At 46.6% G+C, this 17,688-nt stretch carries 8 protein-coding genes, 9 tRNA genes and 5 rRNA genes; all 22 read right to left on the bottom strand.

Features of this window, described 5'->3' with window-relative positions:
• Positions 1–30: 30 nt before the first annotated feature.
• The 22 genes from NSS81_RS12725 to NSS81_RS12620 all read right to left on the bottom strand — a co-directional run bounded on the left by NSS81_RS12725 (position 31) and on the right by NSS81_RS12620 (position 17,685).
• Positions 31–2,968, bottom strand: a 23S ribosomal RNA gene (locus tag NSS81_RS12725).
• A gap of 194 nt (positions 2,969–3,162) precedes the next feature.
• Positions 3,163–4,712, bottom strand: a 16S ribosomal RNA gene (locus NSS81_RS12720).
• A 175-nt stretch (positions 4,713–4,887) separates the two neighbouring features.
• Positions 4,888–4,963 (bottom strand) — tRNA-Ala (locus NSS81_RS12715).
• Positions 4,964–4,979: 16 nt separating this feature from the next.
• Positions 4,980–5,056, bottom strand: a tRNA-Pro gene (locus tag NSS81_RS12710).
• 12 nt (positions 5,057–5,068) lie between these two features.
• Positions 5,069–5,142 (bottom strand) — tRNA-Arg (locus NSS81_RS12705).
• A gap of 62 nt (positions 5,143–5,204) precedes the next feature.
• Positions 5,205–5,293 (bottom strand) — tRNA-Leu (locus tag NSS81_RS12700).
• Positions 5,294–5,299: 6 nt separating this feature from the next.
• Positions 5,300–5,374, bottom strand: a tRNA-Gly gene (locus NSS81_RS12695).
• 30 nt (positions 5,375–5,404) lie between these two features.
• Positions 5,405–5,489 (bottom strand) — tRNA-Leu (locus NSS81_RS12690).
• Between the two features lie 34 nt (positions 5,490–5,523).
• Positions 5,524–5,599, bottom strand: a tRNA-Lys gene (locus NSS81_RS12685).
• A 58-nt stretch (positions 5,600–5,657) separates the two neighbouring features.
• Positions 5,658–5,730, bottom strand: a tRNA-Thr gene (locus tag NSS81_RS12680).
• A 37-nt stretch (positions 5,731–5,767) separates the two neighbouring features.
• Positions 5,768–5,843, bottom strand: a tRNA-Val gene (locus NSS81_RS12675).
• Positions 5,844–5,856: 13 nt separating this feature from the next.
• Positions 5,857–5,973: ribosomal RNA gene (rrf, locus tag NSS81_RS12670) — 5S ribosomal RNA — on the bottom strand.
• 82 nt (positions 5,974–6,055) lie between these two features.
• Positions 6,056–8,993 (bottom strand): 23S ribosomal RNA (locus tag NSS81_RS12665).
• 194 nt (positions 8,994–9,187) lie between these two features.
• Positions 9,188–10,737 (bottom strand): 16S ribosomal RNA (locus tag NSS81_RS12660).
• The 16S, 23S and 5S rRNA genes sit together here with 9 tRNA genes alongside, the layout of an rRNA operon.
• A gap of 331 nt (positions 10,738–11,068) precedes the next feature.
• The gene (gene lysS / locus NSS81_RS12655; protein WP_342433832.1) at positions 11,069–12,553 is read right to left on the bottom strand and encodes a lysine--tRNA ligase; all 1,485 of its coding nucleotides are present in this window, start codon (positions 12,551–12,553) and stop codon (positions 11,069–11,071) included.
• Positions 12,554–12,728: 175 nt separating this feature from the next.
• Entirely contained in the window at positions 12,729–13,727 is a 999-nt protein-coding gene (dusB, locus tag NSS81_RS12650) for a tRNA dihydrouridine synthase DusB (protein WP_342433831.1), read from the bottom strand.
• A gap of 20 nt (positions 13,728–13,747) precedes the next feature.
• The gene (locus NSS81_RS12645) at positions 13,748–13,957 is read right to left on the bottom strand and encodes a helix-turn-helix transcriptional regulator (RefSeq protein WP_342433830.1); all 210 of its coding nucleotides are present in this window, start codon (positions 13,955–13,957) and stop codon (positions 13,748–13,750) included.
• Positions 13,909–14,418, bottom strand: a complete 510-nt coding sequence (gene folK / locus NSS81_RS12640; RefSeq protein ID WP_342433829.1) for a 2-amino-4-hydroxy-6-hydroxymethyldihydropteridine diphosphokinase — start codon at positions 14,416–14,418, stop codon at positions 13,909–13,911. The genes NSS81_RS12645 and folK overlap by 49 nt, the downstream gene beginning before the upstream one ends.
• A 2-nt stretch (positions 14,419–14,420) precedes the next feature.
• Entirely contained in the window at positions 14,421–14,780 is a 360-nt protein-coding gene (gene folB / locus NSS81_RS12635) for a dihydroneopterin aldolase (RefSeq protein WP_342433828.1), read from the bottom strand.
• Positions 14,773–15,606: a dihydropteroate synthase gene (folP, locus tag NSS81_RS12630; protein WP_342433827.1), complete on the bottom strand. Its 834-nt coding sequence runs from the start codon at positions 15,604–15,606 to the stop codon at positions 14,773–14,775. The genes folB and folP overlap by 8 nt, the downstream gene beginning before the upstream one ends.
• Positions 15,607–15,719: 113 nt before the next feature.
• Positions 15,720–16,646, bottom strand: a complete 927-nt coding sequence (gene cysK / locus NSS81_RS12625; RefSeq protein WP_342433826.1) for a cysteine synthase A — start codon at positions 16,644–16,646, stop codon at positions 15,720–15,722.
• A gap of 151 nt (positions 16,647–16,797) precedes the next feature.
• Positions 16,798–17,685, bottom strand: coding sequence for a peptidyl-prolyl cis-trans isomerase (locus NSS81_RS12620; RefSeq protein WP_342433825.1), 888 nt, complete (start codon positions 17,683–17,685; stop codon positions 16,798–16,800).
• Positions 17,686–17,688 lie beyond the last annotated feature (3 nt).

The following is a 17,688-nucleotide window of genomic DNA, read 5'->3' as shown; positions in this document are numbered from 1 at the left end:
AAGAAAGTAAAACAAGTTCGCCTTTTAAATATGGTTAAGTCCTCGAACGATTAGTATCAGTCAGCTCCACACGTCACCGTGCTTCCACCTCTGACCTATCAACCTGATCATCTTTCAGGGTTCTTACTAGCTTGACGCTATGGGAAATCTCATCTTGAGGGGGGCTTCATGCTTAGATGCTTTCAGCACTTATCCCGTCCGCACATAGCTACCCAGCGATGCCTTTGGCAAGACAACTGGTACACCAGCGGTGCGTCCATCCCGGTCCTCTCGTACTAAGGACAGCTCCTCTCAAATTTCCTGCGCCCACGACGGATAGGGACCGAACTGTCTCACGACGTTCTGAACCCAGCTCGCGTACCGCTTTAATGGGCGAACAGCCCAACCCTTGGGACCGACTACAGCCCCAGGATGCGATGAGCCGACATCGAGGTGCCAAACCTCCCCGTCGATGTGGACTCTTGGGGGAGATAAGCCTGTTATCCCCGGGGTAGCTTTTATCCGTTGAGCGATGGCCCTTCCATGCGGAACCACCGGATCACTAAGCCCGACTTTCGTCCCTGCTCGACTTGTAGGTCTCGCAGTCAAGCTCCCTTGTGCCTTTACACTCTGCGAATGATTTCCAACCATTCTGAGGGAACCTTTGGGCGCCTCCGTTACTCTTTAGGAGGCGACCGCCCCAGTCAAACTGCCCACCTGACACTGTCTCCCACCCCGATAAGGGGTGCGGGTTAGAATTTCAATACAGCCAGGGTAGTATCCCACCGACGCCTCCACCGAAGCTAGCGCTCCGGCTTCTCAGGCTCCTACCTATCCTGTACAAGCTATACCAAAATTCAATATCAGGCTACAGTAAAGCTCCACGGGGTCTTTCCGTCCTGTCGCGGGTAACCTGCATCTTCACAGGTACTATAATTTCACCGAGTCTCTCGTTGAGACAGTGCCCAGATCGTTACGCCTTTCGTGCGGGTCGGAACTTACCCGACAAGGAATTTCGCTACCTTAGGACCGTTATAGTTACGGCCGCCGTTTACTGGGGCTTCAATTCAGAGCTTCGCTTGCGCTAACCCCTCCTCTTAACCTTCCAGCACCGGGCAGGCGTCAGCCCCTATACTTCGCCTTGCGGCTTCGCAGAGACCTGTGTTTTTGCTAAACAGTCGCCTGGGCCTATTCACTGCGGCTCTTCGAGGCTATTCACCCCAAAGAGCACCCCTTCTCCCGAAGTTACGGGGTCATTTTGCCGAGTTCCTTAACGAGAGTTCTCTCGCTCACCTTAGGATTCTCTCCTCGCCTACCTGTGTCGGTTTGCGGTACGGGCACCTTTTATCTCGCTAGAGGCTTTTCTTGGCAGTGTGGAATCAGGAACTTCGGTACTATATTTCCCTCGCTATCACAGCTCAGCCTTCACGAGAAGCGGATTTTCCTACTTCTCAGCCTACCTGCTTAGACGCGCATATCCAACAGCGCGCTTACCCTATCCTCCTGCGTCCCCCCATCACTCAAACGATAAAGAGGTGGTACAGGAATATCAACCTGTTGTCCATCGCCTACGCCTTTCGGCCTCGGCTTAGGTCCCGACTAACCCTGAGAGGACGAGCCTTCCTCAGGAAACCTTAGGCATACGGTGGATGGGATTCTCACCCATCTTTCGCTACTCATACCGGCATTCTCACTTCTAAGCGCTCCACCAGTCCTTACGGTCTAGCTTCAACGCCCTTAGAACGCTCTCCTACCACTGACACCTAATGGTGTCAATCCACAGCTTCGGTGTTACGTTTAGCCCCGGTACATTTTCGGCGCAGAGTCACTCGACCAGTGAGCTATTACGCACTCTTTAAATGGTGGCTGCTTCTAAGCCAACATCCTGGTTGTCTAAGCAACTCCACATCCTTTTCCACTTAACGTAAACTTGGGGACCTTAGCTGGTGGTCTGGGCTGTTTCCCTTTTGACTACGGATCTTATCACTCGCAGTCTGACTCCCACGGATAAGTCTTTGGCATTCGGAGTTTGTCTGAATTCGGTAACCCGATGAGGGCCCCTAGTCCAAACAGTGCTCTACCTCCAAGACTCTTACAACGTGAGGCTAGCCCTAAAGCTATTTCGGAGAGAACCAGCTATCTCCAGGTTCGATTGGAATTTCTCCGCTACCCACACCTCATCCCCGCACTTTTCAACGTGCGTGGGTTCGGGCCTCCATCCAGTGTTACCTGGACTTCACCCTGGACATGGGTAGATCACCTGGTTTCGGGTCTACGACCACATACTAAAAACGCCCTATTCAGACTCGCTTTCGCTGCGGCTCCGTCTTATCAACTTAACCTTGCATGTAATCGTAACTCGCCGGTTCATTCTACAAAAGGCACGCCATCACCCATGAACGGGCTCTGACTACTTGTAGGCACACGGTTTCAGGATCTGTTTCACTCCCCTTCCGGGGTGCTTTTCACCTTTCCCTCACGGTACTGGTTCACTATCGGTCACTAGGGAGTATTTAGCCTTGGGAGATGGTCCTCCCAGCTTCCGACCGGATTTCTCGTGTCCGGCCGTACTCAGGATCCACTCAGGAGGGAACGAAGTTTCGACTACAGGGTTTTTACCTTCTCTGACGGACCTTTCCAGGTCGCTTCATCTACCCCGTTCCTTTGTAACTCCATGTTGAGTGTCCTACAACCCCAAGAGGCAAGCCTCTTGGTTTGGGCTATATCCCGTTTCGCTCGCCGCTACTCAGGGAATCGCGTTTGCTTTCTCTTCCTCCGGGTACTTAGATGTTTCAGTTCCCCGGGTCTGCCTTCCATACCCTATGTATTCAGGTAAAGATACTGCTCCATTACGAACAGTGGGTTCCCCCATTCGGAAATCTCCGGATCAAAGCTTACTTACAGCTCCCCGAAGCATATCGGTGTTAGTCCCGTCCTTCATCGGCTCCTAGTGCCAAGGCATTCACCGTGCGCCCTTTCTAACTTAACCTGAAAGGTTTTGTTTCTTACTAAAAAGAAACGACTTGCTAAATGGCAATTACTTGGTTTTACTATTGCTTCTTCTTACGATTATCTAGTTTTCAAGGAACGAATAAAAAAAGCTTTGAGAGTTTGATCTCTCAAAACTAAACAAACAAGAGTACATCAACAGTTATCTGTCACTTAAGACAGGATATTCCTTAGAAAGGAGGTGATCCAGCCGCACCTTCCGATACGGCTACCTTGTTACGACTTCACCCCAATCATCTGTCCCACCTTAGGCGGCTGGCTCCTTGCGGTTACCCCACCGACTTCGGGTGTTACAAACTCTCGTGGTGTGACGGGCGGTGTGTACAAGGCCCGGGAACGTATTCACCGCGGCATGCTGATCCGCGATTACTAGCGATTCCAGCTTCATGTAGGCGAGTTGCAGCCTACAATCCGAACTGAGAGTGGTTTTATGGGATTCGCTTAACCTTGCGGTTTTGCAGCCCTTTGTACCACCCATTGTAGCACGTGTGTAGCCCAGGTCATAAGGGGCATGATGATTTGACGTCATCCCCACCTTCCTCCGGTTTGTCACCGGCAGTCACCTTAGAGTGCCCAACTGAATGCTGGCAACTAAGATCAAGGGTTGCGCTCGTTGCGGGACTTAACCCAACATCTCACGACACGAGCTGACGACAACCATGCACCACCTGTCACTCTGTCCCCCGAAGGGGAACGTCCTATCTCTAGGAGTGTCAGAGGATGTCAAGACCTGGTAAGGTTCTTCGCGTTGCTTCGAATTAAACCACATGCTCCACCGCTTGTGCGGGCCCCCGTCAATTCCTTTGAGTTTCAGCCTTGCGGCCGTACTCCCCAGGCGGAGTGCTTAATGCGTTAGCTGCAGCACTAAAGGGCGGAAACCCTCTAACACTTAGCACTCATCGTTTACGGCGTGGACTACCAGGGTATCTAATCCTGTTTGCTCCCCACGCTTTCGCGCCTCAGCGTCAGTTACAGACCAGAAAGCCGCCTTCGCCACTGGTGTTCCTCCACATCTCTACGCATTTCACCGCTACACGTGGAATTCCGCTTTCCTCTTCTGCACTCAAGTCCCCCAGTTTCCAATGACCCTCCACGGTTGAGCCGTGGGCTTTCACATCAGACTTAAGAGACCGCCTGCGCGCGCTTTACGCCCAATAATTCCGGACAACGCTTGCCACCTACGTATTACCGCGGCTGCTGGCACGTAGTTAGCCGTGGCTTTCTGGTTAGGTACCGTCAAGGTACCGGCAGTTACTCCGATACTTGTTCTTCCCTAACAACAGAACTTTACGACCCGAAGGCCTTCATCGTTCACGCGGCGTTGCTCCGTCAGACTTTCGTCCATTGCGGAAGATTCCCTACTGCTGCCTCCCGTAGGAGTCTGGGCCGTGTCTCAGTCCCAGTGTGGCCGATCACCCTCTCAGGTCGGCTACGCATCGTTGCCTTGGTGAGCCATTACCTCACCAACTAGCTAATGCGCCGCGGGCCCATCTATAAGTGACAGCCGAAACCGTCTTTCAGCTTTCCCTCATGAGAGGAAAAGGATTATCCAGTATTAGCTCCGGTTTCCCGAAGTTATCCCAGTCTTATAGGCAGGTTGCCCACGTGTTACTCACCCGTCCGCCGCTAACCTTTAGGAGCAAGCTCCTAAAGATTCGCTCGACTTGCATGTATTAGGCACGCCGCCAGCGTTCGTCCTGAGCCAGGATCAAACTCTCCAAGAAAGTTGATTAGCTCATTTTGTTACGTTGGCTTAACTTCATATAGAAGTTAAAAATATTGTTTGTTGACGTTCTTGTTTGTTTAGTTTTCAAAGATCAATACAATATCGTGTTAGCGACTTTAATATGATAACAAATCTTATAGCAATTTGTCAACATATTATTTTCAAAAATTTATTGGTGGAGCCTAGCGGGATCGAACCGCTGACCTCCTGCGTGCAAGGCAGGCGCTCTCCCAGCTGAGCTAAGGCCCCATGAAATTAAAGATGATGGTCGGGAAGACAGGATTCGAACCTGCGACCCCTTGGTCCCAAACCAAGTGCTCTACCAAGCTGAGCTACTTCCCGAAAGAAAAACAATGCGCCCGGCGGGAGTCGAACCTACAACCTTCTGATTCGTAGTCAGATGCTCTATCCAATTGAGCTACGGGCGCATATTACTTGAATGTTTTTTGCTTAGCAAAAAACTTGGTTATTTTACTGTCGTAAAAAACCTTGGTGCCGAGGACCGGAATCGAACCGGTACGGTAGTCACCTACCGCAGGATTTTAAGTCCTGTGCGTCTGCCAGTTCCGCCACCCCGGCGATATTTGGAGCGGAAGACGGGATTCGAACCCGCGACCCCCACCTTGGCAAGGTGATGTTCTACCACTGAACTACTTCCGCGTTTAATAAATCTTTATTAAGAATAAAAATTGGTGCGGGTGAAGGGAGTCGAACCCCCACGCCTTGCGGCGCCAGATCCTAAGTCTGGTGCGTCTGCCAATTCCGCCACACCCGCATATTGAAAGTTATTTTGCTAACGCAAAAAACTTTGGTGAGCCATGAAGGATTCGAACCTTCGACCCTCTGATTAAAAGTCAGATGCTCTACCAACTGAGCTAATGGCTCGAAACTTTAAATTGTTTCTTAATCTTTTATTACCTAAAGTCAGATGCTCAAAAAAAGGTGCCGGCGAGAGGACTTGAACCCCCAACCTACTGATTACAAGTCAGTTGCTCTACCAATTGAGCTACCCCGGCACATGATGAAGATTATTTTCACTTTGTGAAAAAATCATGGTGGAGGATGACGGGCTCGAACCGCCGACCCTCTGCTTGTAAGGCAGATGCTCTCCCAGCTGAGCTAATCCTCCACGTTATAAAACAGCCTGGCAACGTCCTACTCTCACAGGGGCGCCTGCCCCAACTACCATCGGCGCTGAGAAGCTTAACTTCCGTGTTCGGTATGGGAACGGGTGTGGCCTTCTCGCCATAATTACCAGACTATTTATTTAGAGAAAATTTTCATTCCCTCAAAACTAGATAATGCTTGAAGAAGAAAGTAAAACAAGTTCGCCTTTTAAATATGGTTAAGTCCTCGAACGATTAGTATCAGTCAGCTCCACACGTCACCGTGCTTCCACCTCTGACCTATCAACCTGATCATCTTTCAGGGTTCTTACTAGCTTGACGCTATGGGAAATCTCATCTTGAGGGGGGCTTCATGCTTAGATGCTTTCAGCACTTATCCCGTCCGCACATAGCTACCCAGCGATGCCTTTGGCAAGACAACTGGTACACCAGCGGTGCGTCCATCCCGGTCCTCTCGTACTAAGGACAGCTCCTCTCAAATTTCCTGCGCCCACGACGGATAGGGACCGAACTGTCTCACGACGTTCTGAACCCAGCTCGCGTACCGCTTTAATGGGCGAACAGCCCAACCCTTGGGACCGACTACAGCCCCAGGATGCGATGAGCCGACATCGAGGTGCCAAACCTCCCCGTCGATGTGGACTCTTGGGGGAGATAAGCCTGTTATCCCCGGGGTAGCTTTTATCCGTTGAGCGATGGCCCTTCCATGCGGAACCACCGGATCACTAAGCCCGACTTTCGTCCCTGCTCGACTTGTAGGTCTCGCAGTCAAGCTCCCTTGTGCCTTTACACTCTGCGAATGATTTCCAACCATTCTGAGGGAACCTTTGGGCGCCTCCGTTACTCTTTAGGAGGCGACCGCCCCAGTCAAACTGCCCACCTGACACTGTCTCCCACCCCGATAAGGGGTGCGGGTTAGAATTTCAATACAGCCAGGGTAGTATCCCACCGACGCCTCCACCGAAGCTAGCGCTCCGGCTTCTCAGGCTCCTACCTATCCTGTACAAGCTATACCAAAATTCAATATCAGGCTACAGTAAAGCTCCACGGGGTCTTTCCGTCCTGTCGCGGGTAACCTGCATCTTCACAGGTACTATAATTTCACCGAGTCTCTCGTTGAGACAGTGCCCAGATCGTTACGCCTTTCGTGCGGGTCGGAACTTACCCGACAAGGAATTTCGCTACCTTAGGACCGTTATAGTTACGGCCGCCGTTTACTGGGGCTTCAATTCAGAGCTTCGCTTGCGCTAACCCCTCCTCTTAACCTTCCAGCACCGGGCAGGCGTCAGCCCCTATACTTCGCCTTGCGGCTTCGCAGAGACCTGTGTTTTTGCTAAACAGTCGCCTGGGCCTATTCACTGCGGCTCTTCGAGGCTATTCACCCCAAAGAGCACCCCTTCTCCCGAAGTTACGGGGTCATTTTGCCGAGTTCCTTAACGAGAGTTCTCTCGCTCACCTTAGGATTCTCTCCTCGCCTACCTGTGTCGGTTTGCGGTACGGGCACCTTTTATCTCGCTAGAGGCTTTTCTTGGCAGTGTGGAATCAGGAACTTCGGTACTATATTTCCCTCGCTATCACAGCTCAGCCTTCACGAGAAGCGGATTTTCCTACTTCTCAGCCTACCTGCTTAGACGCGCATATCCAACAGCGCGCTTACCCTATCCTCCTGCGTCCCCCCATCACTCAAACGATAAAGAGGTGGTACAGGAATATCAACCTGTTGTCCATCGCCTACGCCTTTCGGCCTCGGCTTAGGTCCCGACTAACCCTGAGAGGACGAGCCTTCCTCAGGAAACCTTAGGCATACGGTGGATGGGATTCTCACCCATCTTTCGCTACTCATACCGGCATTCTCACTTCTAAGCGCTCCACCAGTCCTTACGGTCTAGCTTCAACGCCCTTAGAACGCTCTCCTACCACTGACACCTAATGGTGTCAATCCACAGCTTCGGTGTTACGTTTAGCCCCGGTACATTTTCGGCGCAGAGTCACTCGACCAGTGAGCTATTACGCACTCTTTAAATGGTGGCTGCTTCTAAGCCAACATCCTGGTTGTCTAAGCAACTCCACATCCTTTTCCACTTAACGTAAACTTGGGGACCTTAGCTGGTGGTCTGGGCTGTTTCCCTTTTGACTACGGATCTTATCACTCGCAGTCTGACTCCCACGGATAAGTCTTTGGCATTCGGAGTTTGTCTGAATTCGGTAACCCGATGAGGGCCCCTAGTCCAAACAGTGCTCTACCTCCAAGACTCTTACAACGTGAGGCTAGCCCTAAAGCTATTTCGGAGAGAACCAGCTATCTCCAGGTTCGATTGGAATTTCTCCGCTACCCACACCTCATCCCCGCACTTTTCAACGTGCGTGGGTTCGGGCCTCCATCCAGTGTTACCTGGACTTCACCCTGGACATGGGTAGATCACCTGGTTTCGGGTCTACGACCACATACTAAAAACGCCCTATTCAGACTCGCTTTCGCTGCGGCTCCGTCTTATCAACTTAACCTTGCATGTAATCGTAACTCGCCGGTTCATTCTACAAAAGGCACGCCATCACCCATGAACGGGCTCTGACTACTTGTAGGCACACGGTTTCAGGATCTGTTTCACTCCCCTTCCGGGGTGCTTTTCACCTTTCCCTCACGGTACTGGTTCACTATCGGTCACTAGGGAGTATTTAGCCTTGGGAGATGGTCCTCCCAGCTTCCGACCGGATTTCTCGTGTCCGGCCGTACTCAGGATCCACTCAGGAGGGAACGAAGTTTCGACTACAGGGTTTTTACCTTCTCTGACGGACCTTTCCAGGTCGCTTCATCTACCCCGTTCCTTTGTAACTCCATGTTGAGTGTCCTACAACCCCAAGAGGCAAGCCTCTTGGTTTGGGCTATATCCCGTTTCGCTCGCCGCTACTCAGGGAATCGCGTTTGCTTTCTCTTCCTCCGGGTACTTAGATGTTTCAGTTCCCCGGGTCTGCCTTCCATACCCTATGTATTCAGGTAAAGATACTGCTCCATTACGAACAGTGGGTTCCCCCATTCGGAAATCTCCGGATCAAAGCTTACTTACAGCTCCCCGAAGCATATCGGTGTTAGTCCCGTCCTTCATCGGCTCCTAGTGCCAAGGCATTCACCGTGCGCCCTTTCTAACTTAACCTGAAAGGTTTTGTTTCTTACTAAAAAGAAACGACTTGCTAAATGGCAATTACTTGGTTTTACTATTGCTTCTTCTTACGATTATCTAGTTTTCAAGGAACGAATAAAAAAAGCTTTGAGAGTTTGATCTCTCAAAACTAAACAAACAAGAGTACATCAACAGTTATCTGTCACTTAAGACAGGATATTCCTTAGAAAGGAGGTGATCCAGCCGCACCTTCCGATACGGCTACCTTGTTACGACTTCACCCCAATCATCTGTCCCACCTTAGGCGGCTGGCTCCTTGCGGTTACCCCACCGACTTCGGGTGTTACAAACTCTCGTGGTGTGACGGGCGGTGTGTACAAGGCCCGGGAACGTATTCACCGCGGCATGCTGATCCGCGATTACTAGCGATTCCAGCTTCATGTAGGCGAGTTGCAGCCTACAATCCGAACTGAGAGTGGTTTTATGGGATTCGCTTAACCTTGCGGTTTTGCAGCCCTTTGTACCACCCATTGTAGCACGTGTGTAGCCCAGGTCATAAGGGGCATGATGATTTGACGTCATCCCCACCTTCCTCCGGTTTGTCACCGGCAGTCACCTTAGAGTGCCCAACTGAATGCTGGCAACTAAGATCAAGGGTTGCGCTCGTTGCGGGACTTAACCCAACATCTCACGACACGAGCTGACGACAACCATGCACCACCTGTCACTCTGTCCCCCGAAGGGGAACGTCCTATCTCTAGGAGTGTCAGAGGATGTCAAGACCTGGTAAGGTTCTTCGCGTTGCTTCGAATTAAACCACATGCTCCACCGCTTGTGCGGGCCCCCGTCAATTCCTTTGAGTTTCAGCCTTGCGGCCGTACTCCCCAGGCGGAGTGCTTAATGCGTTAGCTGCAGCACTAAAGGGCGGAAACCCTCTAACACTTAGCACTCATCGTTTACGGCGTGGACTACCAGGGTATCTAATCCTGTTTGCTCCCCACGCTTTCGCGCCTCAGCGTCAGTTACAGACCAGAAAGCCGCCTTCGCCACTGGTGTTCCTCCACATCTCTACGCATTTCACCGCTACACGTGGAATTCCGCTTTCCTCTTCTGCACTCAAGTCCCCCAGTTTCCAATGACCCTCCACGGTTGAGCCGTGGGCTTTCACATCAGACTTAAGAGACCGCCTGCGCGCGCTTTACGCCCAATAATTCCGGACAACGCTTGCCACCTACGTATTACCGCGGCTGCTGGCACGTAGTTAGCCGTGGCTTTCTGGTTAGGTACCGTCAAGGTACCGGCAGTTACTCCGATACTTGTTCTTCCCTAACAACAGAACTTTACGACCCGAAGGCCTTCATCGTTCACGCGGCGTTGCTCCGTCAGACTTTCGTCCATTGCGGAAGATTCCCTACTGCTGCCTCCCGTAGGAGTCTGGGCCGTGTCTCAGTCCCAGTGTGGCCGATCACCCTCTCAGGTCGGCTACGCATCGTTGCCTTGGTGAGCCATTACCTCACCAACTAGCTAATGCGCCGCGGGCCCATCTATAAGTGACAGCCGAAACCGTCTTTCAGCTTTCCCTCATGAGAGGAAAAGGATTATCCAGTATTAGCTCCGGTTTCCCGAAGTTATCCCAGTCTTATAGGCAGGTTGCCCACGTGTTACTCACCCGTCCGCCGCTAACCTTTAGGAGCAAGCTCCTAAAGATTCGCTCGACTTGCATGTATTAGGCACGCCGCCAGCGTTCGTCCTGAGCCAGGATCAAACTCTCCAAGAAAGTTGATTAGCTCATTTTGTTACGTTGGCTTAACTTCATATAGAAGTTAAAAATTTTGTTTGTTGACGTTCTTGTTTGTTTAGTTTTCAAAGATCAATTATTTCTTCATCGCCTTAAAGCGACTTTGTAATCTTACCAAGTTATTAATAGAAAGTCAATAACTTTTTAAAACTTTATTTTCTCGATAACTTATTGTTTCGCAACAACAGATATTAATATACCACCATTTAATTAGCCGTGCAATAGTTTTTTTGTCCTTTTATCCAATATATTAAAATAATAATATTCAAAATAAAAAGCACTGGATGAACAGTGCCTTTTAACATAGATATTAACGATGACGCATTAACGGGAATAAGAGAACATCACGAATGGATGGTGAGTTTGTTAACAGCATAACAATGCGGTCAATTCCAATTCCCAATCCGCCTGTTGGCGGCATTCCATATTCCAATGCTTCAACAAAGTCATCGTCCATCATATGTGCTTCATCATTTCCTTGTTCACGTTCTTTTAATTGCTCTTCAAAACGTTCTCTTTGATCAATTGGATCATTTAATTCTGTAAATGCATTCGCATGCTCACGGGCAACGATAAACAATTCAAAGCGGTCAGTAAATCTTGGATCCTCATCATTTTTCTTTGCTAAAGGTGAGATTTCAACTGGGTGACCATAAATAAATGTCGGTTGAATTAGTTTATCCTCGATTTTTTGCTCAAAAAACTCATTAACAATATGCCCATAAAGCATACTATCTTTGATTTCAACACCATGTTCCTTTGCCAATTCACGAGCTTCTTCAACGCTCATTTCCCTCCAGAAGTCCACGCCTGTGTATTCTTTAATCGCATCAACCATATGAAGTCTTTTCCATTCTGGTTTAAGGTCTACCTCATACTCACCGTATTGGATAGTAGTTGTTCCCAATACCTCCTGAGCAATATGGGCAACCAAGTTTTCTGTCAGACTCATAATGTCACGATAGTCCGCATATGCCTCATACAACTCAATCATCGTAAATTCGGGATTGTGACGTGTAGAGACTCCCTCATTCCTGAATACCCTGCCAATTTCATAAACCTTTTCCAGGCCGCCAACAATAAGCCTTTTTAAGTGAAGTTCAATGGCAATACGCATAAATAACGGCATATCAAGCGCATTATGATGCGTAGTAAACGGTCTTGCAGAAGCCCCACCTGCAATCGCATGCATCATCGGCGTTTCTACTTCTAAATACCCGTGATCATCTAAATAGCGACGCATTGATTGAATAATCTTCGAACGAGTAATAAATGTTTCCTTGCTTTCTTGACTGACAATTAAATCCAGGTAACGTTGACGATAGCGCTGCTCTACATCTTTAAGCCCGTGGAATTTATCAGGTAACGGACGAAGTGCCTTTGTAAGGAATACATAGTTTTGTACCTTTACAGACAGTTCTCCTACCTTTGTTTTAAAGAGAGTTCCCTCAACACCAATGATGTCACCTAAATCAGAGGAATCAAAAACCTTATAGGATTCCTCACCAATTGCGTCCTGACGAACATAAACTTGGATTTGTCCAGTAAGATCTTGAATATTAGCGAATCCAGCTTTCCCTTTTCCGCGTTTCGTCATCATTCTGCCAGCAAGTGCAACAGAAACGTTTTTTGCTTCTAGGTCTTCTTTTTCTAATTCTCCGTACTGCTCGATTAATTCTTTAATATTGTTCGTACGGTCAAATCGTTTTCCGAACGGATCTAATCCGTTTTCACGCATCGTATTCATTTTTTCACGTCTGACCATAAACTGGTCGTTTAAATCTTCCTGACTCATGCTTAAATCAACTCCAATTAATACTTATTATGTAAATGCATTTACGAGTTTGCAATCGTTACATTGCTACATACTTTATTATTTTACACAAACTCAGTAATTCAGACATCAAAAAAGATTAAATATATATAAAAACTGCCAGTTTACCACCAGCAGCTTCCAGAATAAATAAAAATTATCCTACAGTAACCTGACTTTGCACTTCATCTAACTCTTGAACCATGCTATTTAATAGGGAAACCAAATGGTCACGCGTTTCACATTCATTAATACCATTTCTAACTTTCGCATTTCCACGAACCCCTTTTAAATACCAAGCAGCGTGTTTGCGCATCTCTCGGACCGCAACATTTTCGTTTTTGAGCGCGATTAAGCGATCCAAATGTAAAATACACACATCCATTTTTTCGCGAACAGATGGCTCTCCCATTAGTTTTCCAGTTTCAAGGAATTGAACTGTACGATAAATCATCCAAGGGTTACCCAAGGCCGCTCTGCCAATCATCACACCATCACAGCCTGTTTCTTCTAGCATTCGTTTTGCATCCTGCGGTGTTTGTACATCACCATTCCCGATAATTGGGATATTCACAGATTGCTTTACTTCTTTAATGATATCCCAGTTTGCTGTGCCCTCATACATTTGGACCCGTGTACGGCCATGCAGGGAAACAGCCTTACCTCCAGCTCGTTCGATTGCTTGTGCATTCTTAACAGCATATATATGTTTTTCATCCCAGCCCATCCGCATTTTTACGGTTACTGGTTTATCAACTGCCTCAACAACCGCTGATACCATTTCATAGATCTTATTAGGGTCTAGCAGCCACTTTGCCCCTGCATCACATTTAGTGATTTTTGGTACTGGGCAACCCATATTGATATCAATAATATCTGCATTAGTATTTCGATCAACAAACTGAGCGGCTTCAACTAGTGTTTCCTTTTCCCCGCCAAAGATTTGCAGGCTTAGCGGTTTTTCAGCCTCATCAATATAAAGCATATTCATCGTCTTTGCATTTTTAAGGACAATCCCTTTATCACTTACCATTTCTGCACAGACTAAGCCAGCACCGAACTCTTTTACCGTCAAACGGAATGCGGAGTTGCAAATACCGGCCATCGGTGCTAGCACTACTTGGTTTTTCAATTCAATATCGCCGATTTTTAACATCTCTAATCCCCCCATTCCTTTTATTCTTCTGATGGCGCTAACTCTTCTAAGCTTATATTTAAGGTTTGACCAATTTTCTGAAGTAAATCTCCTGTTGCCAGACGATTACCTCTTTCAATCTCTCCTATTATTGATACTGATACACCCAGTTCCTTCGAAAAGCTTTCTTGTGTGTAACCTTTTAGCTTCCGATAGGCTCGAATACGTCTTCCCCATTTTTCAGCTTCCATATTCGGACTCCTTCACTTTTTGGTAATTCACTACATGTTGCTCCATGAAAGGTGATGTCAGGACAAATCTCCAAGAGAGGAATCATCACAAATGGCCTCTCAAGCATCCGGGGATGCGGGACAATGAGCGTCTCTGATGTAATATTTTCTTGGTTATAAAGGAGAATGTCAAGGTCTATTGTTCGCGGCCCCCACCTAATATCCCTTTTTCTTCCAAGTTCTAGTTCTGTTTTTAAACAAATATCAAGTAATTTATCCGCGCTCCAGACTGTTGCCACTTGAATTACCATATTTAAAAATAAATCTTGGTCTTCATATCCAACAGGGTCTGTTTCATAAACAGAGGAGCAATTTACCAAGTCGATTTCAGGATAATTGGTTAACCGTTGAATTGCATTTCTTAAATAATCATAACGGTTTCCTATATTAGAGCCCAGAGAAATAAATGCTTGATTTTCCACTTTTACCTTCTCCTTGTAATTTCTACAGCTACAGATTGATAGTGACCAGGGATTGGCGGATCTGGTTTTATTACTTTAACGGTTGTTTCGGATACGAGTGAAAATTGTTGCAATATCTCTTTAGCGATTTTTTCAGCCACAGCCTCTACTAACTTAAACGGTGCTCCCTCGACAACCTCTTTACACACACGGAAAATTTCGCCATAATTCACTGAATGCTCTAGTTCATCCGTTTCCCCTGCTTTTTTTAAATCAACTTGAGCGGTTAAATCAATGATAAATCTCTGTCCTAATCGGGTTTCCTCAGGAAAGACGCCATGATAGCCATAAAACTCCATCTTGTTAACATATATTTTATCCAATCATTTCATCCTTTCCCATTAACGCATCCATCATTTTTGCCATTCTGCTCATTTCTTTCACATCGTGAACGCGGATGATTTGACATCCCTGTTGGATACCATAACAAACGGTTGCACCGGTACCTTCCATTCTTTCGCCTGCTGGCAGATTAAGAGCCTCTCCAATCATAGACTTTCTTGATGTTCCTAATAGGACTGGATATCCTAGGGCTGTAAGCTTGTCTAAGCTTTGCATCATAAGAATATTTTCATGATAATCCTTAGCAAAACCAATTCCAGGGTCTAATATTATGTTGGCATCTTTTACTCCTACCTTTTTGACGATGGCGATGCTTTCATATAAATCATTAAATACATCTCTTAAGAATAAATGATAATCCCGGTTCTGTCGATTATGCATTAATATAATGGGTGCCTCATATTCAGCAGCAACCTTCGCCATATTTTCATCTGCCTTTGCGCCCCATATATCATTAATAATATGAGCACCCGCATCCAACGCCTGTTTTGCAACCTCTGCCTTATATGTATCAATTGAGATCGGGACATTGACTTGCTGTGAAATGGCCTTGATGATAGGTATCACCCGTTGAAGCTCTTCCTCTACAGAAACTGTAGCAAAACCTGGCCGTGTTGACTCACCGCCAATATCAATGATATCAGCTCCACTTTCAACCATTTCTATCGCATGTTTTACAGCTCTTTCAAGTTCAATATATTTCCCGCCATCTGAAAAAGAATCCGGTGTGGTATTTAATATCCCCATCACAATGGTTTTCTTCCCTAACTCTAATGTATGTTGTCCACACTTGATGTTAGCTTGCATGATAATTCCTCCTATACAGCCGTTACAAATTATTTACTCATTCCATCATACTAGAAGTATCATTTTTAATGCAAAAAAAAGCGATAGCTATCCGCCACCGCCTCTTGGTATTATTAATCTTCAAATTGATATAGCGCTGTACTTAAATAGCGTTCGCCGTTATCTGGGAGAATTGCAAGTACCTTTTTACCTTTTCCTAGTTCCTTAGCAACTTTTAATGCTGCATGAATAGCTGCTCCTGAAGAAATCCCACCAAGGATACCTTCTTCCTTTGCTGCACGACGCGAGGCTTCAAACGCCTCTTCATTTGCAACTTGAACTACTTCATCATAGATTGCAGTGTTTAAAACATTTGGTACAAAACCAGCGCCGATTCCTTGAATCTTGTGCGGACCTGGTTTACCGCCTGATAAAACCGCTGAATCCGTCGGTTCAACTGCATAAATCTTTACATTTGGAAATTTTTCGCGAATAACTTGACCAGCACCAGTGATGGTTCCGCCAGTACCGATTCCAGAAACAAACCCATCAAGCTGATCCATTTGCTCAACAATTTCTTTGCCTGTCGTTCTGCGATGAACCTCAGGATTTGCTTCATTATTGAATTGTTGAGGCATATAATAACCGTTCTCGGCAACTAGTGCCTCTGCTTTAGCAATAGCACCTTTCATTCCTTCAGGACCTGGAGTCAATACTAGCTCTGCTCCATAGGCACGAAGCAGGTTCCTTCTTTCCAAACTCATCGTGTCTGGCATAACAAAAACGGCTTTGTATCCCTTTGCTGCAGCAATCATCGCTAAACCAATTCCAGTATTTCCACTTGTAGGTTCAACAATTGTATCAATACCAGGCTTTATTAGCCCCTTCTCTTCTGCAGATTCGATCATCGCTAAAGCAATACGATCCTTTACACTGCTTCCAGGGTTAAAGTATTCAAGTTTTAGATAGACCTCTGCACTATTTTCATCAACTAATCTGTTTAACTTGACAATAGGTGTTTGACCGACTAATTCGGCAACTGAATTTGCAACACGAACCATTAATAGCCACCCCTTATTCCGAGTAATTTTATAGGTATTATAGTAAATGTAACAGCTAATCAGTTATTTTGTCAATCATTTTTCTGTGTTTTTTTACCAGTAAAAATCGTCATAAAAAAACAAAAGCACAGACGATAATATCTGTGCTAGATTAATTTTCTTTTTCCTTTCCATAAAACCATTCAACTTTTGCTTCTTCCCAAAATGCATCAACTGAAGTGGGGGTTTTCATTTGTTCAAGAGCAATTTCACGTCGAATTTGCTGCTTAACATCCTTAAAGGAATAGTTTTTCCCCTCAACTTCCTTCTCGAGCTTTATTACAGCATAACCTTCGTCCACTTTAATCGGCTCACTAAACTCCCCTTTTTTTAGTTTCTCTGCCGTTTGAATATATTCAGCTGGAAAACGATCTTCGCCATCAATAATATAACCAATATTTCCGCCCTCATTCGCAGAAAACTCCTCAATTGAGCGCTCCATTGCAAGTGCAGAGAAACTAGAACCTTGTGATAATTCAGTTACAGCCTTTTTAGCCTCAGCTTGTGTCTTAACAATAATATGTGATAAATGATAGGCCGTTGGTACACTAAAAAGCTTTTTATTGTCTTCATAATAACTTTTCAGCTCTTTATCTGAAATAACGACATCTCTCGTTAAAATCTCCTCCTGCAACAGGCTGTTTCGGATATGTTCCTTCCACCTCTTTTTGGAGGTGAGTTTATTTTCTCCCGGAGAACTATAAGTAGTTTGCAGGATTCTATATTCTCGGTCAATATCTTCTTCCGAGACCTTAATCTTATATTTAGCAGCCATTTCTTCGATTACCTGCTGATCAATCATATCTTTAAGGACATCTTTTCCATACCTTGTCTCTAGCTCATTTAGCCATTCTTGCCTCGAAATTTTATTTTTGCCAACCTGGGCAACAACTTCTTCGCTTATCGCAGATCCATTCACCTTTGACAGGAAATAGGCAACCGTAATACAGTTCAGTATAATTAAAGCTGCGATCACTATCCATAGCTGGTTTCTCCTCACGAT

The sequence above is a fragment of the Neobacillus sp. FSL H8-0543 genome (genome assembly GCF_038592905.1).
GTDB lineage: Bacteria > Bacillota > Bacilli > Bacillales > Cytobacillaceae > Neobacillus.
The sequence above is the reverse complement of the archived record's forward strand: the minus strand, read 5'-3'. Positions and strand labels throughout refer to the sequence as shown.